Genomic DNA, 17,782 nt, shown 5'->3' with positions numbered 1-17,782 from the left:
GAATGGTCCGGCAACGGTCAGCTGCCGGTGGCCGACTTCCACGCGTCCACGTACGTGTCGAGGTTGGTCCCGATGTCCGACCAGTCCGGCTCGAAGACCTCGACCCCGGTCATCAGCCTCGTCAGCGCGGCGGCGTTCGCGTCGGTCGCCTCGATGTCCTTGCGGGCGGCGAATCCGCCGCCGACCTCGCTGACGTCCTTCTGGGCCTGCTCGGCGAGCATGAAGTCGAGCAGCTTCTTGCCGTTGGCGCTGTGCGGGGCCTTGGTCACCAGCCCGGCGGCGTACGGCAGGGCGAAGGTGGTGGGCTTGCCGCCGGACCTGGCGGGGAACCAGATGCCGAGGTTCGGCATGTCCTTGGACTGGGCGTAGTTCATCTGGACGTCGCCGTTGGCGGCGAGGAGTTCGCCCTTGTCGACCTTGGGGGCGAGCTTGCCGGTGGAGGCGGAAGGGCCGACGTTGTTGGTCTGGAGCTTCTTCAGGTACGCCATCGCCGGCTCCTTGCCGCCGAAGTCGTGCATGGCCTTGATGAGCACGGCCGTGCCGTCGCCCGCGACGCCCGGGGTGGAGTACTGGACCTTCTCCTTGTACGTCCCGTCGAGCAGCTGCTCCCAGGTGGCGGGCGGGGTGGTCAGCTCCTTCTTGTTGTAGACGAAGCCGAAGTAGTTGTTGACGACCGAGGTCCACTTCCCGTCGGGCGCCTTGTCGGCGCTCTCCACCTGGTCGGAGCCGGCGGGCTCGTACGCCTGGAGGAGACCCTTGGAGTCGGCCTGCTGGATGAAGGGCGGGAGGGTGACCAGCACGTCGGCCTGGGTGTTGGTCTTCTCGCGGACGGCGCGCTGCACCATCTCGCCGGAGCCGCCCTCCACGTACTCGACCTTGATGCCGGTCTTCTTCTCGAAGTCCTTGAAGACCTTGTCGTACCAGCCGTCGCCGTTCTCGCCCTTGAGGCCGTCGGCGCTGTAGACGGTGACGACCTTCGCGTCGGACGCGGCCGACGAGCCGCCGCAGGCGGAGAGCGTGGTGGCGAGGGCGAGCGCGCCGGTGACGGCGGCTACGGTCTTGAGGTGGTTCTTGCGCATGGCAGTCGTATCTCCTGGGGAACGGGTCGGTGCGGGGGAGGTCAGCGGTAGGAGGCCCTGGTGCGGATGCGGGAGACCGCGAACAGCACGAGGAGCGTCGCCGCCATCAGGACCACCGCGACGGCCGCTCCGGTGAAGAGCGAGCCACGGTCGGTGGCCGCGAAGATCTGCACCGGAAGGGGCGTCCAGTCCGGCGGGTAGAGCATCATCGTGGCGCTCAACTCACCCATGGACAGGGCGAAGCAGAGCCCCGCCGCGGCGGTGAGCGACGGCAGCAGGAGCGGCAGCCTGATGCGCAACAGTACGTACGAGGGCCGGGCGCCGAGGCTGGCGGCGGCCTGTTCGTACATCGGGTCGAGACGTACTGTCGCGGCCGAAACCGACGAATAGGCGAACGCCGTGACAAGAACGGCGTGCGCGAGGATCACGATCCAGCGCGTCCCGTTGAGCAGCACCGGCGGCCTGCTGAACGCGACGAGCACGGCGAGGCCGACGACGACGGACGGCACCGCGACCGGCAGCATGAACAGCGCGTCCAGGAACCGCTTCCCGCGCCGGCCGAGCGAGGCGGCGGCGAGCGCGGCCCAGGAGCCGGCGACCAGCGCGAGGAGGCTGGCGGTGACGGCGGTGACGAGGCTCGTGGTGAGCGCCTGGAGGGAGTCCCCCGCGGTCGCCGCGTCGTAGTGGGCGAGGGTCGGTCCGGAGGGTAGGGCGCCGGACCAGTTCGTGGCGAACGAGGCCGCGAGGACGACCAGCAGCGGCACCGCGAACAGCGGGACGAAGAGCAGGAGAAAGACGGCCCAGGCGGCCCACTTCCCGGTACGGCTATGCACCAGCACGGCGGCTCACCGCCCGGTACAGGCTGTAGAGGCCGACGGAGATCGCGATGTTGACGACGGCGACGACGCAGGCGGCCGGGTAGTCGGACTCCAGGATCGCCTTGCTGTAGACGAGCATCGGCAGGGTGGTGACCCCTTTCGCGCCGGTGAAGAGCACGATGCCGAACTCGTTGAGGCACATCACGAGGACGAGGCTGCCGCCCGCGAGGAGCGCCGGGAGGGCCTCGGGCAGGATCACCTGCCGCACGATCCGGGCGGGCCCGGCGCCGAGCGAGGAGGCCACCTCCAGCTGTGCGGTGTCGAGCTGCGAGAACGCGGCGAGCAGCGGGCGCATCACGAACGGTGTGAAGTAGGTGATCTCTGCGAGGAGCACGCCCCACGGGGTGGTGAGGAAGTGGAAGGGCCCGTCGGCCGCCCCGGTGACGCCGGTCCACGCCCCGTTGGCCATGCCCGCGTTGCCGTAGATGAACAGCAGCGCGAGCGTGATCAGGAAGGACGGGAAGGACAGGAACACGTCGACGAACCGGGCGACGGCCTTGGCGCCGGGGAACGGCACGAAGGCGATGACCAGCGCGAGGACGAACCCGAGGACGAGACATCCCGCGGTCGAACCGGCGGCGAGCCACACGGTGGTGGTGAGCGCGGACCGGAAGGACGCGGAGGCGAAGACGTCGGCGTACGGCGAGAGCGAGGTACCGCCCTCGTCGGGGCTGAACGACTGCTGGAGGACGAGGAGGAGGGGGTAGAGGAACACGACGGCGAGGACGGCGACGGGGGGCAGGGCCCAGGCCGGACCCTTCCAGCCCGTCCGGCCCTTGCGGGCGGCCCTGCTGCCGGATGCGGCCGGGCGCACGTCCCCGGTCACCACGCTAGCCACGGGCCACTCCGCTCAGGGTCTCCTGAGTGCCCGCCCCCGCGGGCAGCAGCACCGCGTCGTCCGGCGCGAAGTGCAGCGTCACCTTGTCCCCCAGCACCGGCGTCTCCCGCAGCTCCCGGACGTCGGCCTTGATCCGGTGCCCGTCGACGTCGACGTACAGCCGGTGCGTGGAGCCGCGCCACTGGACCTCCGAGATCGTCCCGGTCAGCGCGTTGGGCCCGTCCCCGAGCCCGACCAGGTGCGGCCGGACGCAGAGCGTCGCGGTGACACCGCCGGCCACCGGCCCCGTCGGCACGGCGAGCGCGTGCCCGGCGAAGTCCACCGTGCCGGCGGGCTCCGCGACGGTGACCGGCAGCAGGTTCGCGTTGCCGACGAACGAGGCGGTGAACTCCGTACGGGGACGGCGGTACAGCTCCTGCGGGGTGCCGCAGTCCTGGAGCCGGGCCTTGTCCATGACGGCGATCCGGTCGGCGAGGGTCAGCGCCTCGACCTGGTCGTGGGTGACGTACAGGATGGAGACGTCCGGCAGTTCGCGGTGCAGCCTGGCCAGTTCGGTGAGCATGCCGGAGCGCAGCTGGGCGTCGAGCGCGGAGAGCGGTTCGTCGAGCAGCAGGACGCCGGGGCGGATGGCGAGCGCGCGGGCGATGGCGACGCGCTGCTGCTGGCCGCCGGAGAGCTCGCGCGGGTAGCGCCGGGCGAAGGCGCCCATGCCGACGAGTTCGAGCGCCTCGGCGACCCGCCCCGGGATCGCTGCCTTGTCGGCCTTCTGCGCCTTCAGGCCGAAGGCGACGTTGTCCTGGACCCGCAGGTGCGGGAAGAGCGCGTACTGCTGGACGACCATGCCGATGCCGCGCTTGTGCGGCGGCAGGGCGGTGACGTCGCGGTCGCCGATGAACACCCGCCCGGCCGCGGGCCGGACGAAACCGGCGACGGCGCGCAGGGCGGTCGTCTTGCCGGAACCGGAGGGGCCGAGGAGGGCCATGACCTCACCGGGTTCGACGGTGAGGTCGAGCCGGTCGAGGACGACGTTGCCGCCGTAGGCGACGCTGACCCCGTCGAACCTGATGCCGCTGCGGACGCTTTCGGCCCCGCCCGTCATGCCTCGGCCCGCGCGACGAGTCCGGGGAGTTCGGCGACGGAGCCGAGGACGTGGGTGGCTCCGCTGCGGGTCAGCTGGTCCTTGTCGTGGGCGCCGGTGAGGACCCCGGCGACGATGCCTGCCCCGGCGCGTACCCCGCTGAGCATGTCATACGAGGTGTCCCCGGCGACGACGGTCCGGCGGACGTCGTCCACCGCTCCGGTGCGCAGCAGCGCGGCCAGGACCATGTCCGGGTAGGGGCGGCCGCGGCCGCCGGCGTCGGCGGGGCAGAGGGTCAGGGCGACGAGGTCCTGCCAGCCGAGTGCGGCGAGGATCGCGTCCTGGGTGGTGCGGGCGAAGCCGGTGGACAGGACCACGGTCCGGCCCTCGGAGGTGAGCTGTTCGACGGCCTCGCGGGCGCCGGGGACGGGGGCGATGCGGCCGCCGTCGACGAGTTCGCCGTACGCCGCCTCGAAGGCGGTGTTGGCCCGCTGGGCCAGGGTCTCCTCGCCGAACAGGTGGCGGAAGACGGTGATCTTGGACTCGCCCATGGTGGCGCGTACGTAGTCGAGCTTCCGGGCGTGGTCGGCGGAGCCGGGCTCCACGCCGAGGCGTGCGGCCGCGGCGGAGAAGGCCTGCTCGACGAGGCCCCCGTCGGCGACGGTGGTGCCCGCCATGTCGAGGACGATCAGATTCAGCGCGGTGTCGTTGGTCAACGTCTTCACCATCCCAGTTCGTTGGCGGTCGTTTCGGCGATGGCGGGCGAGCAGGTCATGCCGCGTCCGCCGGGCCCGGTGACGAGCCAGACGCCGTCCCGCACCTGCTGGCGGTGGACGACGCGGCCGGTGTCGGTGCACTGGGCGTAGACCCCGGCCCAGCGGCGGCGGATGCGCGGCAGCGGGCGGCCGAGGAAGGACTCGACGACCGCGGTGAGGTGCTCGTAGGGCTCCTCGACGGTGTCGAAGGAGAAGGGGTGCTCGTACTCGTGGGTGTCGCCGATGGTCAGTCCGCCGTCGCGGCGCTGCACCATCAGGAGCTGCATGCGGTGTTCGGCGGCGGTGGGGGCCTGGGCCTGTCCGGCGTTGAGCGCGTCGAGCGCCTCGCCGCGGTAGGCCGGGTAGTAGCGGAAGCTGTCGGCGTCGGCGACGGACGTGGTGAGCGGTTCGCCGAGCGGGTCGGTCTGCATCATCTGGAGGCGGACCCGCCGTACGGGCAGATCCGGTCCGGCCAGTTCGCGGACGAGGCCGCCGAGCCAGGCGCCGGTGGCGAGGACGACGGCGTCGCCGGTGTGCACGTCCCCGTGGTCGTCGCGGACGGAGGCCGTGCCGACGACCTCGCGCACCTCGCGGCCGCCGAGGTAGGTGTAGCGGCCGGAGGCGAGCAGTTCCCGCTTCAGGGCGAGCTGGGCGGTGCGCGGCTCGACTGCCGCGTCCCGCTCGCACCACAGGGCGGCGGTGAAGTCGCCGCGCAGGGCCGGGTTGAGGGCGCGGGCCTCGCCCGCGGTGAGCAGCTTGTAGCCGCGGGCCGCCGCGTCGGGACGGGCCACGGCCGCCTCGGCGACGACGGTCTCCCGTGCGGTGCGCACCGGGGTGAGCGAGCCGCAGGCCCGGAAGCCGAGATCCGGCACCCGCGCGCCGATGGACTCCCAGAGTTCACGGGCGCGGAGTGCGGTCTCCAGCTCCTCGCCGCCGGCCCGGCCGCTGACCCATATCTGTCCGAAATTGCGGAGCGATGCTCCGCGTGCCTCGCTCTCGCGCTCGATCTGTACGACCTCGTGGCCGCGGTTCACTGCGTGCCAGGCGTGCATGGTTCCCACCACGCCGGCTCCTACGACGATGACTCTCACGACGGCAACGCTCCTCGGCGCGGATGGCCTGAATGGATCGGTACGGCAACGGGAGGGTGAACTGGGTCCCAAGCTTGGACTAGACCCGTTACGTTCTCGTTATCCTTGTGAGTCGATCCGTGCAGTTGATCCGCGCCTCGGCGCGTGGGGTGGGTCCGTGCCCGTGCGGGTTCAGCCGCGTCCGCTGAGGTGTGCGGTGAAGGAGAACCGGTCGCCGCGGAACAGTGTGCGCACCCGCTCCAGCGGCCGGCCGCCGGTGTCCCGGGAGATCCGGTGGATCAGCAGCATGGGCAGGGCGGGCGGGGTCCCGATGAGCAGCGCCTCGCGCGGGGTGGCGAGCACGGTCTCGATCCGCTCGTCCGCGTCACCGAAGGAGATGCCGAGCCGGTCGTGCAGATAGGCGTAGAAGGAGGAGTCGGGGTCGAACCTCTCCCTGAGGTCCGGCACCCGCTCGACGCTGACGTACGTGCTCTCCAGACCCACCCGGTCGTCATCGGCCAGCAGCACCCGCTCCAGGTGCCAGACCGGCTCCCCGCGCTCCACCCCGACCTCGGCGGCGAGCGCCTCGGGGCAGGGGAACTGCTCCAGGCCGATGAGATGGCGCCCCGGCGTACGGCCCTGGCGGCGTACGCCCTCCGTGTAGCTCGCGAGCGAGAGCGGCTGTTCGAGCTTGGGCCCGGCGACCACGGTGCCGCGGCCCTGCCGGGCCAGCCGCCCCTCCAGGAGCAGTTCGCGCAGCGCCTGGCGCACGGTCTCGCGCGACACCTCGTAGCGCAGGGCGAGATCGCGTTCCGGCGGCAGCATGCCGCCCTCGCCCAGCTCGTCGACGAGGACGGAGACTTGGGCCTTGACCGCGTAGTACTTGGGAATGCGGCCGTGCTCCGGGATGCCGGAGCGGATCGGTGCGCCAGGTGCCTGGCCGTGCGGATAGTCCACGGCCCGATGGTGGCAGACGCACATGAACACCGGTGGTCGAGCCGGTGCGCGCCGGCCGGAGGGGCTGCGGGGGGGGACGGCCCGGGTGCCGCCGCCCGGGTCCGGGGGCTACTGGCCCCGGCGCGTCCGGCGGGTCGCCAGCACGACGGCCCCGCCGCCGATCAGGAAACCCGCGACGGTGAGGGCGGACAGGGGGACCGGAACGGAGGCCCCGGTGGCGGCGAGCTCCGGAACGCCCGCGGGGTCCCGGCCGGGCGCGACCGGGCGCGGGGTGCCGGTCCCGTTCCCGGTCCCGGTGGTGGCGCGGGGGTCGGGCCGCCCGGGTTCGCGCCCGGTGGTGCCGTCGCCCTGCTTCTCCTTGCCGGTTCCGCCGCTCTTCTCGGGCTCGGCGGTCATCCCGCTGTCCGTGTCGTCCCCGCCGGTGTCCCCGCTGCTGTCACCGCTGCCGTCGTCCTCGACGACCGTGAACGGGTAGTCCTCGGACTCGCCGACCCACTCCCCGTCGGAGCCCTTCGGCGCGGCTCCCCCGTCGCCCTTGCCGCTCTCGGTGCGCTGCCGCTGGACGATCGCGGCGTTCGCGGTGATCCGGCCGGGGCTGGTGTCGGAGGTGAACGCCAGCCTGACCTGGACGGTGACGGTCCGCCCGGCCGGCACGGTGAAGCCGGCGAAGGAGCCGTCGCCCTCACCGCCGAAGACGCCGATGTGCTCGTCCCGGTCGGTGGTCTCCCAGCTGACGCGGTGCTCGACGCCGGGGTGGGCGCGCTCGGAGAACTCCAGCTGGATCTGGTCCGAGGTCAGCGCACGGTCCTCGTCGGTGAGGACCAGGACGGGGTGGATGGCGCGGCAGGACTCCGCGGTGGTGTTGGTCAGGTCGAGGAACCAGGTGCCGTATCCGCCGCCGGAGGCGTAGGTGTCCGGGCCTCCGTGGATACGCGTGTCGATCGGGAAGCCGGCGGCCTCCGGGTCGCCGCAGTCGGGCTGCTGGCCGGCACCGACGGAGCCCGCCATGGACGCCGGGGTCAGGCTGGCGGCCGGATTGCGCTGCGGGGCGGCGGTCGCGGCCGCCGCCCCGCCGAGCACGACGGCGGGCATGACACTGGCCGCGGCCAGCCCGAGCGCGAGACCGTGCCGGGGCCGCCCGCCCGCAGGGGGCGGCGGCGACGGCGGACGCGTCTGGGCAGGGGGTTCGGGGGGCTCGGCGGAGGGATTCGGCGGGGGCGGGGTGGGGGGCATGGGGGACAGCCTTCATTTCTCGCGGAAACGGTCGGCTCGCCCCGGGCCCGGAGTTCACCGGCAGGAACCGCGACGCTGTCACGCGCGTACGGACCGTCCGCCACCGACATGCCGCAGGGCCGCCCGCCCGGCTGCCGGAAACCGCTCGATCAGCCCAGTTCCGCGGGGTCGGGGGCGCGGTCGGCCGGGTCCGTCCGGGAGTCCCGTCCCGGCTCCGTACGGACAGGATCCCGATGCGCTTCCGTACCGCCGACGCGGCCGAACAGCGGGGCCAGCACCAGCTGAGCCGCCCCTTCGGCGACCGGGCGGTCCCCTCCCCCGGCGGCGACGACGGGCACCGGCACCCCGTCGGCCCCGTCGCGCCGGGCCCGTTCGTCCAGGACCGCGCGCACGCCCCGGACGTACGCGTCGGGATCGGCCGCGACGGTACGCCCCCCGAGCACGACCCGTTCGATGTCGAGCAGCCCGATCAGATTGGCGGCGCCGGTGCCGAGCACCCGCGCGGCCTCGGCGACATCGCCCCGGCGGACGGCGGCGAGACAGAGCGCCTCGATGCAGCCGCGTCCGCCGCAGCTGCACAGGACCCCGTCGAGCTGGAGGGTCTGGTGGCCGAACTCCCCCGCACCGGTGCGGGCCCCTCGGTGCAGCGCCCCGCCGAGCACCAGTCCTGAGCCGAGGCCGGTGCCCAGGTGGAGGTAGGCGAAGTCGGCGGAGTCCGGTGCCTGGAGGGCGAGCCCGAGGGCGGCGGCGTTGGTGTCCTTGTCGATGACGACGGGCAGCCCGGTCCGCTCCGCGAGGGCGTCACGGAGCGGGTAGCCGTCCCACTGCGGGAATCCGGTGACGCGGTGCAGGACCCCGCCCCGGTGGTCGAGCGGCCCCGGTACGGCGGCGCCCACCCCGAGCACCGGCCGGCCGCCGTCGCCCCGGACCGCGGCGACCGCGTCGGCCGCCGCCGCGACCACCTCGGACGCCGGGGCACCGAAGTCCAGCGGAGCCGTACGGCTCTCGGCCACCGCGCCCGCGAGGTCGACGAGCACCACGGTCAGCTCGTCGCGGTCCAGGTGCAGCCCCACCGCGTGCCCGGCGTCCGGCACCAGCCGCAGCACGGTCCGCGGCTTGCCGCCCGTCGAGGCGCGGTGGCCGGCCTCGGCGGCCAGGCCCTCGGCCCGCAGCCGGGCGGTGATCTTGCTGACGGCCTGCGGGGTGAGCCCGGTCCGCTCGGCGAGTTCGAGCCGGCTGATGCCGCTCCCGCCCGCGACCCGCAGCAGGTCCAGCACGAGCGCCGCGTTGTGGCTGCGCAGCGTCGGCAGGTTCGCGCCGCTATTGCTCCTGTTCACCGACCCATTGTGTCCTGCGCTTGCACTTTGGCAACAGCGTTGCCAAAGTGGAACGCATGACAGACCACGCGACTCACGAGACGTCCGGCACGGCCCCGGCCCCCCTGCGTGTCGGGCTCGTCGGCTACGGCCTGGCGGGTTCCGTCTTCCACGCCCCTCTGATCGCCGCGACCGACGGCCTCGTCCTGGACACGGTCGTGACGTCGAACGAGGAGCGCCGGGAGCAGGCCCGCGCCGAGTTCCCCGGGGTGCGCTTCGCCGCCTCGCCGGACGAGCTGTGGCCGCGCGCGGACGAGCTCGACCTGATCGTGATCGCGTCGCCGAACAAGACGCACGTCCCGATCGCGACGGCCGCGCTCAAGGCCGGTCTGCCGGTGGTCGTGGACAAGCCGGTGGCCGGCACGTCGGCGGAGGCCCGCGAGCTGGCGGCGCTGGCCGAGGAGCGCGGGCTGCTGCTCTCGGTCTTCCAGAACCGCCGCTGGGACAACGACTTCCTCACCCTGCGCTCGCTGATCGCGGACGGCGAGCTGGGCGAGGTGCAGCGCTTCGAGTCGCGCTTCGAGCGCTGGCGCCCGCAGCCGAAGGGCGGCTGGCGCGAGTCGGGCGACCCCCAGGAGATCGGCGGGCTGCTGTACGACCTGGGCAGCCATGTCGTCGACCAGGCGCTGGTCCTGTTCGGTCCGGCGGTGCGGGTGTACGCGGAGTCGGACGTGCGCCGGCCGGGTGCGGCGGCCGACGACGACACGTTCGTCGCGATCACCCACGCGAGCGGAGTTCGCTCGCACCTGTACGTCAGCGCGACGACGGCCCAGCTCGGCCCGCGTTTCCGGGTGCTCGGCTCGACGGCCGGCTATGTGAAGTACGGCCTCGACCCCCAGGAGGCCGCACTGCGCGAGGGTGCGCGCCCGTCGGCGGACGGGCCGTGGGGCGAGGAGAACGAGGAGCTGTGGGGCCGGCTGGGCTCGGGCGAGTCCCCGCTCACGGGCGGCGGCACCCCGGTCCGTACGCTGCCGGGCGACTACCCCGCGTACTACGCGGCGGTCGCCGGCGCGCTGCGCGGCAAGGGCGACAATCCGGTGACCGCGCTCCAGGCCGCCGCGGCGCTGGACGTCCTGGAGGCCGCCCGCCGCTCGGCCCGCGAGGGCGTCACGGTCACGCTGCCCACGCCGTCCGCGTCCACCGCCACGCACGCCACCGCTCATGCCACCGAGGAGCAGTCCGCATGAACCCCACCGCTCCGACCATCTCCGAGCTCATCGCCCAGGAGCGCCGGCTGACCCTGCCGCACTTCGGCTATGACGACGCGTACGCGCTCGGCGGTCTGCTGGTCGCCCTGGCGCGGGAGCGGCACGCCCCGGTGGCGATCGACATCCGGCGAGGCGCACAGCAGCTGTTCCACGCCGCGCTGCCGGGTTCGAGCGCGGACAACGACGCGTGGATCGACCGCAAGCGCAGGGTCGTCGAACGGTACGGCGAGAGCTCGTACCTGGTGGGGACCCGGTTCCGGGCCAAGGGGACGACGTTCGACGAGGCCTCGCGCCTGGACCCGGACAGGTACGCCGCACACGGCGGCTCGTTCCCGATCGCGGTCGAGGGCGCGGGCGTCATCGGCTCGGTCACGGTCTCGGGACTGCCGCAGGCGGAGGACCACGCACTGGTGGTCGAGGCGCTGGAACAGTTCGCGACGAAGATCAGCGACTGAGAACCCCGGACACACCCGGAGGGGTGGGGACTGCCAGTGGCAGCCCCACCCCTCCGATCTTTAGGGCCATCAGGTCCAGCTGGGAACCACCCAGCCCGGTAAAATCAAGCCCGTCCGGCGCTTGGGGACATCTCTTCAGCCCGTCCGGCGCTTGAGGGCGAAGCGACCCCGGGCGCACCCGGGACCGAGGACCGCCCCGCCCACCCCCTAAGCGCCTTTCAGCTCCTGCCGCTGCCGCCCCAGCCCCGCGACCTCGAGCTCCACGACATCCCCCGCCCGGAGGTACGGCTTCGGCTCCGGCTGCCCCATCGCGACGCCCGCAGGCGTCCCGGTGTTGATCACGTCGCCCGGGTAGAGCGTCATGAAGTGGCTGAGGTAGCGCACGACCTCGCCGACCGGGAAGATCTGGTCGGCCGTCGTGCCGTCCTGCTTCAGCTCACCGTTGACCCAGAGCTTCAGCGGCAGCGCCTGCGGGTCGGCGACCTCGTCGGCCGTCACCAGCCAGGGCCCCAGCGGGTTGAACGTCTCGCAGTTCTTGCCCTTGTCCCACGTGCCGCCGCGCTCGATCTGGAACTCGCGCTCGGAGACGTCGTGCGCCACCGCGTACCCGGCGACGTGCGCGAGCCCCTCCTCGGCCGAGTCCAGGTAACGGGCGGTGCGCCCGATGACGACGGCGAGCTCGACCTCCCAGTCGGTCTTCTCGCTGCCGCGCGGCACGAGCACCGTGTCCTCGGGACCGACGACCGTGTCCGGCGCCTTGAAGAACAGGATCGGCTCGGTCGGTATCTGGGCGCCGGTCTCCGTGGCGTGGTCGTGGTAGTTCAGCCCGATGCACACGATCTTGCCGATCCGGGCGAGCGGCGGCCCCACCCGCAGCCCCTCGGCGTCGAGCACGGGCAGCTCCCCGGGCGCGGCCGCGGCCGCCCGTACCCGGGCGAGCGCGTCCTCGTCGGCGAGCAGCGCGCTGTCGATGTCGGCGACGACTCCCGACAGGTCACGCAGGGTTCCGTCCTCGTCCAGCAGTGCCGGACGTTCCGCGCCCGCTGTACCCACACGAAGCAACTTCAACGGTCTGTCTCCCTCGGTCGAGATCGGGCCCGTCGGATGGGTTGCGGCCATCGCAGGCTTGTCCGATCCTCCAAGACATCCGATCACTCCGCAAGACCCTGTTCACACACTGGACCGGAGTGTTCGGGCGCCCGATTACGCCGCCGTGGCCATGGCGGCGCCCGCGGCCGGCATGTCGCGGTAGAGGTAGGCCCGCTCGATCGCGGTCCAGGTGGTGCTGGTGACGACGTACAGCGCGGCGGCCAGCGGCACGAAGGCGACGGTGAACAGCGTGAAGAAGGACATCAGCGGCATCACCTTCGCCATCGCGCCCATGCCCGGGACCGGCTGTCCGTCGGGGCCGGTGGCCGGCGTGACGGGGTTGGCCGCCATCTGCCGCTTCGTCCGCCCGTAGTTGAACGTGGCGACGGCGGCGACGATCACGAACAGCCCGACGTACACGAGGCCCTGCGCGCCGAACATCCCGCCGTCGGCCATCGCGTCGCGCCAGCGCTCGCCCAGCGGGGCGCCGAAGAGCTGGTGGCCGAGGAGTTCGTTGGCGTCGCCGCCGATCTTCTGGCTGGAGAAGAGGTGGTAGAGCAGGAAGAAGGCGGGCATCTGCAGGAGGCTCGGCAGGCAGCCGGAGAGCGGCGAGACCTTCTCCTCCTTGTGCAGCTCCATGAGCGCCTTCTGCATCCGCTCGGGGTTCTTCTTGTGCTTCTTGCGGAGTTCGGCGATCTGCGGCTGGAGCCGGCGCTGCGCCTTCTGTCCGCGCGCCGCGGCCCGCGACAGGGGGTGCACGGCGAGCCGTACGAGCGCGGTGAACAGGACGATCGCGGCGGCGGTGGACGCGTTCTGGAAGAGCGGGTGGAGCAGATCGGCGAAGGCGCCGACCAGGCTGGCGAATGCGGACATGAAGGCGGACATGGATGAGCCCTCCGGGGTCTCGTCGTGCCGGGAAGTGGATCAGCTTCGGCATGACGATCCGCGCGGGGCGCCCGCGTACGCGCACAGCGCGTACGTACCGGACGGAGAGAGGGAGGAGAGGGAGCCCTACGCGGCCGTCAGGAGGACACGGCCGGGGGCTCGGGGTCGCCGGCGCCCCTTGGCGTCGGGATCCCGCTGCGGGAGGAACGCGGTGCGTTTCTCCCGGTCGCGCATGGCGGTACGGACCCGGGTGCGGGGCACCGGGACGGCGCAGCGCGCGCTGATGACCGAGCAGGCCACGAGTGCGGTTCCGGCGGCCGCGGTGGCGGCGAGCGCGACCGCGGCGGAGAGGCTGCCGCCCTCGGCGAGCAGGACCTCGGTGAGGAAGAAGAGCAGCAGCCCTGCGGGGCGGAGCAGCCGGGCGAGGGCGCCGCGCATGCGGTTCATGGCACGTGCGTCCACGATCCCTCCCCCTTCCGTGCTCCTGCGGCCACGCCGTGCGGGTCGCACGGCACTTCAACCTTTAACCGTTATACACGATCGGATTTCGGGGACAGCTCCTCCTCGTCCCCGATCTCGTCCCCGATCTCGTCCCGTGCGAGGACCTCGTCGTCCGGCCGCTCGTCACGCTCGCGCGGCCCCGCGTACGTCACCACCAGCGCGACGGCCAGGTTGGCGCCGAGCGCGACGATGCCCGCGTTCACGCCCCACACCGGATCGTTCTCCGTGAACACGAACCCGCACACCACACCCACCCCGACGACCAGCCCGCTCAGCGCCCCGAGCAGCGTCAGCCGCCGCCACATCAGCCCCAGCAGCACCATGGGGAGCAGCTGTGCCATCCCCTCGTACGAGATGAGGGAGAGCCGCACGAGGGTGTTGGGCGCGGTGTACGTGAGCAGGAGGGCGAGGCTGCCCGCGATCACGACGACGACCTGGGCCGCGCCCTTCTGCCGCCGTTCCCAGCGCGGCACGAGCGCGAGCACGCTGCGCCCCCACATCGTGCCGATGACCAGCATGAAGACGGCCATGGGCACGATCGAGGAGAGCGCGGCGGCGACGCCGATGATGCCGACCGACCAGGCCGGCAGCGAGTCCACGACGAGCTTGAAGAGGGCGAGGTTGGACTCGGCCCCGACGAGCCCGGGGACGACGAAGAGGGCCGCCATCCCGAGCAGCATCGGGACGAACAGCAGGACGTTGTAGGCGGGCAGCCACATCGCGTTGCGCCGGAGCACGTCGGCGTTCCTGGCGCCGAGGTAGCCGGCGACGGTGGTCGGGAAGATCACGACGGTGAGGGAGTTCAGGAACGAGGTGGTGATGAACCAGGCCTGTCCGAGCCCGCTGTCCCCGTGGCCGGGGAAGGTCAGCCACTCGCTCTTCTCGGTGACGAGCCGGTCGAGGAAGGGCCCGTAGCCGTCGAAGTAGTGCAGCGGTACGTACACGGCGAGGAAGCCGAGCGTGGCGATGACCAGGACGTCCTTCAGGACGGACACCCACGCGCTGCCGCGCAGCCCGCTGACGACGACGAAGCCGGTGGTGACGGCGAAGGCGATGAAATAGGCCCAGTTCAGGCTGATGGCGCCGTAGGAGATCGTCGAGACGACGACGCCCATGCCGGTGATCTGGAGCTGGATGTACGGGAGCAGGAAGACGGTCGCGAGGACGGCGGTGAGCGCGCCGAGCCAGGGCCGGCCGAAGCGGTGGGCCACCATGTCGGTGATCCCGACGAGTCCGTGCCTGCGCGCGTACGCCCAGAGCATCGGCCCGACGACATAGCCGACGGCGTAACCGCAGGACATGTACGCGACCACGTACAGGACCGGCGCCCCGTAGTTGTAGCCCCAGCCGGCGGCGCCGAGGTAGCTGAAGCTGGTGTAGCCCTCGCCGGCCATCAGCACCCAGATGAAGACGGTCCCCAGGCTGCGCCCGCCCACCGACCACTCGGCGAGCCCGCCGCCCTCTCCCCCGCGTCTGCCGCGCACGGCGAACAGTCCGAGGGCGACGGTGGCGACCATGAAGACCCCGAAGACGGAGGTCGCGACGGCGGCGTTCACCGGCGGTCACCCCGCCGGGTCAGCCACACGGCGACGGGGGTCAGCACGGTCGCCCCGAGCAGCCAGAAGAAGAGGAACGGCAGTCCGAGAACGACGGGCCGGACCCGGTTCACGAACGGCAGCGCCCCCAGGTAGAGCACATAGGGGACCAGCAACCACAACAACTGCGGACGTCGTCTGAGCACGTCAGAGAACCTTACGACCTCACCCCTGCGGTCAGCGCCCGCGTACGCCGGTGAGCTTCCCCCACACCACCAGCCGGTAGCGGGAGGTGAATTCCGGCGTGCACGTAGTCAGGGTCAGATAGGACCCGGCCGCCCGGTAGCCCACGTACGGCTTCACATTGCTGCGCGGCACGGCGGCGACGACCCCGCCGTCGCCCGGCAGGGTCCGGGCGAGGGTCTTGTCGACGGTGTACGTGTAGACGGCGTCCCGGGTCTCGACGGTGATCCGGTCGCCGGAGCGCAGCCGGTTGATGTAGCGGAACGGTTCGCCGTGGGTGTTGCGGTGCCCGGCGAGCGCGAAGTTCCCGGAGCCGCCGGGCTGCGCGGTACCGGGGTAGTGGCCGGCGTACCCCTTGTCGAGGACGCCTCGCTTGCTGATGCCCTGGGCGACGGGCGCGGTCAGCCCGATGCGCGGAATCCGGATGACGGCGTACGCCTGGGACCGGCGGGGCGCGGACGCGGCGGCGTCACGCTCCCCCGCCCCCACGGCGGGGCTGTCGTCCGCGGGCTCCCGGGACGCATCCGCCCCCGCCGGGTCCGACGGGTCCGGCACCGCGGGCCCGGTATCCGTCCCCTCCCCTTCCTCCGGGTCCCCCCAGTCGCGCTGGAGGTCCTGCACGGTGTGGGCGGCTTCGGCGCGGGCCTGGCGGTTGGTCCACCACAGCTGGTGGGCGACGAGCAGCAGCAGGACGACGCCGAGGGTCACCACCAGCTCGGCGCTCGTCCACAGTCCGCGCGCGGCCAGCCGCCTCCGACGCGGGTCGCGCTGCACGACCACCGGTATCCGCTCACGCATCCGTTCACGCACGGCCCGCACGATAGGGCCAAGCCCCGTAAGTCTCCAGGGCCGGAACAGGCCTCCGTGCAACGCCCCGACGGCAGTACCGTGTGGTCCATGCGCCCCGACACGCCTGCCGACCACACCACCGAAGCCGAGCGCCTGCTGCGCACCGCGGCGCAGTACCCCGAGGACCACGAACCGCTGCTCCTCCAGGCGGCGGCCCATCTGGAACTCGCCGGCGACCGCGCCCGCGCCACGACGCTCTACGACTCCCTGCTCAGCGACCCCGACACCGAGCACCCCCACCTGGTGAAGGCGCTCAACGCCGCCAACCTGTGGGAGTACGGCCACGAGGCCGAGGCCCGCGCGATCATCGACGGCATCCGCGCGGCCGGCCCGCTGGAGGCGGCCCCCTGGGAGATCGCGGCCGAGACCCTGGAGGCCCACGACGAGCTCGAAGCGGCCCACGACTACTTCTCGACGGCCCTCACCCTGCTCATCGCCCCGGGCGAGGAGGTGCCGTACGCCACACAGTCACTGCTGACCGGCCGGCACCGCGTCCGCCGGCTGATGGGCGTCACGCACGACGCCTGGGACGAGCTGGCCGACACCCTGCACACGGCGGCGGTCCCGCTGGACGAGCTGCACGACCCGAAGCGGCTGTGGGCGCTCGGCTCCTCGGACCCGGGCGAGCTGCGGGCCGAGATCACCCGCCTCCGCGCGGAACTGGGCACGTACCGCACGGCGCTGTCCCGCCCGTTCCCGGTGGCGGTGCTGCACTGGCCGGAGAACGAACTGCGCGAACTCCTCACCGCGTACCCGGGCCTCGCCACGGAGTACACCTCCCACGCCGACCACCTGTCCCGCCTGGAGGCGGCCCTGCGCGACCTCCACGCGACGGGCACCCCGAACCTCGGCATCGTGACCGGCACGGTCCCGTCGTACGAGGCCTTCGCCGCCTCCGAGGCCGCCTCCCCATCCGACCCGGACCTGCTCCCCCAGTACGCGACGACCCTGGCGGCCCGCGGCCGCGCGGTCCCGTGGCCGCCGGCGAGGAGCGCGGCGTGCTGGTGCGGCTCGGGTCGTTCGTACCGGGACTGCCACGGGGGCGCGTAGCTGTTCGCTGTTCGCACGTAAGGGGCCGGAGCGGGCTCTGGGCGGGCTCTCTCCTGGGCCGCCCTGACGGGGTGGGCCGGGGGCCCGCCCGTCAGGGCGGCCCGGGGGTGCCTCGCGGGCGGAAATTCCCGATGCCGTCGGGCCCACCGCCCGCATACCCTGCCGCCATGCCCGAGATCCGGCTCCAACGCCTGCGCCCCGACCACGCCCCGGCCCTCCTCGCGTTCGAGCGGGAGAACCGCGCCTTCTTCGCGGCGTCGATACCGGACCGCGGCGACGACTACTTCACCCACTTCGCCGCCCGCCACGCGGCGCTCCTGGCCGAACAGGAGACGGGGGCCTGCCACTTCCACGTGCTGGTGGCGGAGGACGGCGAGGTGCTGGGCCGGTTCAACGTGGTGGACGTGGCGGACGGATCGGCCGAACTGGGCTTCCGCCTGGCCGAGAAGGCGACAGGTGGCGGCCGGGCCACGGAGTCGGTCCGCCAGATCCTCAAGGCGTGCGCGAGGATGTACGGCCTGACGACGGTGCGCGCGTCGGCCACGCTCACCAACACCGCCTCACGCGCGGTGCTGATCCGCACGGGCTTCGTCCCGACGGGCGAGGAAGTAACGCTGAACGGGAAGCCGGGACTCCGGTACGTACGGGAGCTGGCGGAAACGCCGTCACCCACATCCCCACCCGCGTGATGCGGCCGCACGTG

Annotated in this window: 19 protein-coding genes; 4 read left to right on the top strand and 15 right to left on the bottom strand. The window is 72.6% G+C overall.

The genetic code is table 11. The annotated features are described in order from the left end of the window. Window positions 1-17 precede the first annotated feature (17 nt). The 9 genes from OG521_25300 to OG521_25260 form a co-directional block, all read right to left on the bottom strand. Complete coding sequence (locus OG521_25300) at window positions 18-1,079, bottom strand: 2-aminoethylphosphonate ABC transporter substrate-binding protein (GenBank protein ID WUW23905.1); 1,062 nt, start codon at window positions 1,077-1,079, stop codon at window positions 18-20. Window positions 1,080-1,120: 41 nt separating this feature from the next. Further along, a complete protein-coding gene (locus OG521_25295) occupies window positions 1,121-1,918 on the bottom strand; it encodes an ABC transporter permease subunit (protein WUW23904.1) in 798 nt (265 codons plus the stop codon). Further along, a complete protein-coding gene (locus OG521_25290; GenBank protein ID WUW23903.1) occupies window positions 1,905-2,795 on the bottom strand; it encodes a 2-aminoethylphosphonate ABC transporter permease subunit in 891 nt (296 codons plus the stop codon). Before OG521_25290 ends, OG521_25295 begins: the two co-directional genes overlap by 14 nt. Further along, window positions 2,788-3,894, bottom strand: coding sequence for an ABC transporter ATP-binding protein (locus tag OG521_25285; GenBank protein WUW23902.1), 1,107 nt, complete (start codon window positions 3,892-3,894; stop codon window positions 2,788-2,790). The genes OG521_25290 and OG521_25285 overlap by 8 nt, the downstream gene beginning before the upstream one ends. Beyond that, window positions 3,891-4,601: a phosphonatase-like hydrolase gene (locus OG521_25280; GenBank protein ID WUW23901.1), complete on the bottom strand. Its 711-nt coding sequence runs from the start codon at window positions 4,599-4,601 to the stop codon at window positions 3,891-3,893. The genes OG521_25285 and OG521_25280 overlap by 4 nt, the downstream gene beginning before the upstream one ends. Then, complete coding sequence (locus OG521_25275) at window positions 4,595-5,719, bottom strand: TIGR03364 family FAD-dependent oxidoreductase (GenBank protein ID WUW23900.1); 1,125 nt, start codon at window positions 5,717-5,719, stop codon at window positions 4,595-4,597. Before OG521_25275 ends, OG521_25280 begins: the two co-directional genes overlap by 7 nt. 171 nt (window positions 5,720-5,890) lie before the next feature. Then, window positions 5,891-6,655 carry a GntR family transcriptional regulator gene (locus OG521_25270; protein ID WUW23899.1) on the bottom strand — a complete coding sequence of 255 codons (765 nt, stop codon included), beginning with the start codon at window positions 6,653-6,655 and terminating at the stop codon, window positions 5,891-5,893. 108 nt (window positions 6,656-6,763) lie between these two features. Next, window positions 6,764-7,888, bottom strand: coding sequence for a hypothetical protein (locus tag OG521_25265; GenBank protein ID WUW23898.1), 1,125 nt, complete (start codon window positions 7,886-7,888; stop codon window positions 6,764-6,766). A 149-nt stretch (window positions 7,889-8,037) separates the two neighbouring features. Next, window positions 8,038-9,225 (bottom strand): ROK family transcriptional regulator, encoded by a 1,188-nt coding sequence (locus OG521_25260; protein WUW23897.1) that lies wholly within the window; start codon window positions 9,223-9,225, stop codon window positions 8,038-8,040. Between the two features lie 56 nt (window positions 9,226-9,281). On the opposite strand from OG521_25260, the gene OG521_25255 reads away from it, so the two are divergent. Next, window positions 9,282-10,451 (top strand): Gfo/Idh/MocA family oxidoreductase, encoded by a 1,170-nt coding sequence (locus tag OG521_25255; GenBank protein ID WUW23896.1) that lies wholly within the window; start codon window positions 9,282-9,284, stop codon window positions 10,449-10,451. Continuing rightward, on the top strand, window positions 10,448-10,927 hold the full coding sequence (locus tag OG521_25250) for a heme-degrading domain-containing protein (GenBank protein ID WUW23895.1): 480 nt from the start codon (window positions 10,448-10,450) through the stop codon (window positions 10,925-10,927). Before OG521_25255 ends, OG521_25250 begins: the two co-directional genes overlap by 4 nt. A gap of 207 nt (window positions 10,928-11,134) precedes the next feature. Here OG521_25250 and OG521_25245 read toward each other — a convergent pair whose 3' ends face one another. From OG521_25245 to OG521_25220, 6 genes are all read right to left on the bottom strand, one after another. After that, window positions 11,135-11,995 (bottom strand): fumarylacetoacetate hydrolase family protein, encoded by an 861-nt coding sequence (locus tag OG521_25245; protein ID WUW23894.1) that lies wholly within the window; start codon window positions 11,993-11,995, stop codon window positions 11,135-11,137. Window positions 11,996-12,130: 135 nt separating this feature from the next. Beyond that, the gene (locus tag OG521_25240) at window positions 12,131-12,901 is read right to left on the bottom strand and encodes a YidC/Oxa1 family membrane protein insertase (GenBank protein WUW23893.1); all 771 of its coding nucleotides are present in this window, start codon (window positions 12,899-12,901) and stop codon (window positions 12,131-12,133) included. Window positions 12,902-13,027: 126 nt separating this feature from the next. Then, on the bottom strand, window positions 13,028-13,348 hold the full coding sequence (locus OG521_25235; protein WUW26794.1) for a DUF6412 domain-containing protein: 321 nt from the start codon (window positions 13,346-13,348) through the stop codon (window positions 13,028-13,030). An 83-nt stretch (window positions 13,349-13,431) separates the two neighbouring features. Further along, complete coding sequence (locus OG521_25230) at window positions 13,432-14,958, bottom strand: sodium:solute symporter family protein (protein ID WUW23892.1); 1,527 nt, start codon at window positions 14,956-14,958, stop codon at window positions 13,432-13,434. After that, on the bottom strand, window positions 14,955-15,143 hold the full coding sequence (locus OG521_25225) for a DUF3311 domain-containing protein (GenBank protein ID WUW23891.1): 189 nt from the start codon (window positions 15,141-15,143) through the stop codon (window positions 14,955-14,957). Before OG521_25225 ends, OG521_25230 begins: the two co-directional genes overlap by 4 nt. A gap of 31 nt (window positions 15,144-15,174) precedes the next feature. Then, window positions 15,175-15,978, bottom strand: a complete 804-nt coding sequence (locus OG521_25220; GenBank protein WUW26793.1) for a class E sortase — start codon at window positions 15,976-15,978, stop codon at window positions 15,175-15,177. A 99-nt stretch (window positions 15,979-16,077) separates the two neighbouring features. On the opposite strand from OG521_25220, the gene OG521_25215 reads away from it, so the two are divergent. Together OG521_25215 and OG521_25210 are read left to right on the top strand one after the other, a co-directional pair. Further along, window positions 16,078-17,079 (top strand): SEC-C domain-containing protein, encoded by a 1,002-nt coding sequence (locus OG521_25215; protein ID WUW23890.1) that lies wholly within the window; start codon window positions 16,078-16,080, stop codon window positions 17,077-17,079. Window positions 17,080-17,246: 167 nt separating this feature from the next. Beyond that, a complete protein-coding gene (locus OG521_25210) occupies window positions 17,247-17,768 on the top strand; it encodes a GNAT family N-acetyltransferase (protein WUW23889.1) in 522 nt (173 codons plus the stop codon). Window positions 17,769-17,782 lie beyond the last annotated feature (14 nt).

The sequence above is a fragment of the Streptomyces sp. NBC_01463 genome, assembly GCA_036227345.1.
Classification (GTDB): Bacteria; Actinomycetota; Actinomycetes; order Streptomycetales; family Streptomycetaceae; genus Streptomyces.
Note: the sequence above shows the minus strand (reverse complement) of the source record. Positions and strands in the feature narration are given on the sequence as shown.

Excerpts from the sequence above, each read along its gene's own strand:
- OG521_25300 (WUW23905.1), bottom strand. The coding sequence starts at position 1,079 with ATGCGCAAGAACCACCTCAAGACCGTAGCCGCCGTCACCGGCGCGCTC.
- OG521_25285 (WUW23902.1), bottom strand. The coding sequence starts at position 3,894 with ATGACGGGCGGGGCCGAAAGCGTCCGCAGCGGCATCAGGTTCGACGGG.
- OG521_25280 (WUW23901.1), bottom strand. The coding sequence starts at position 4,601 with ATGGTGAAGACGTTGACCAACGACACCGCGCTGAATCTGATCGTCCTC.
- OG521_25265 (WUW23898.1), bottom strand. The coding sequence starts at position 7,888 with ATGCCCCCCACCCCGCCCCCGCCGAATCCCTCCGCCGAGCCCCCCGAA.
- OG521_25255 (WUW23896.1), top strand. The coding sequence starts at position 9,282 with ATGACAGACCACGCGACTCACGAGACGTCCGGCACGGCCCCGGCCCCC.
- OG521_25250 (WUW23895.1), top strand. The coding sequence starts at position 10,448 with ATGAACCCCACCGCTCCGACCATCTCCGAGCTCATCGCCCAGGAGCGC.
- OG521_25240 (WUW23893.1), bottom strand. The coding sequence starts at position 12,901 with ATGTCCGCCTTCATGTCCGCATTCGCCAGCCTGGTCGGCGCCTTCGCC.
- OG521_25235 (WUW26794.1), bottom strand. The coding sequence starts at position 13,348 with ATGAACCGCATGCGCGGCGCCCTCGCCCGGCTGCTCCGCCCCGCAGGG.
- OG521_25220 (WUW26793.1), bottom strand. The coding sequence starts at position 15,978 with ATGCGTGAGCGGATACCGGTGGTCGTGCAGCGCGACCCGCGTCGGAGG.
- OG521_25215 (WUW23890.1), top strand. The coding sequence starts at position 16,078 with ATGCGCCCCGACACGCCTGCCGACCACACCACCGAAGCCGAGCGCCTG.
- OG521_25210 (WUW23889.1), top strand. The coding sequence starts at position 17,247 with ATGCCCGAGATCCGGCTCCAACGCCTGCGCCCCGACCACGCCCCGGCC.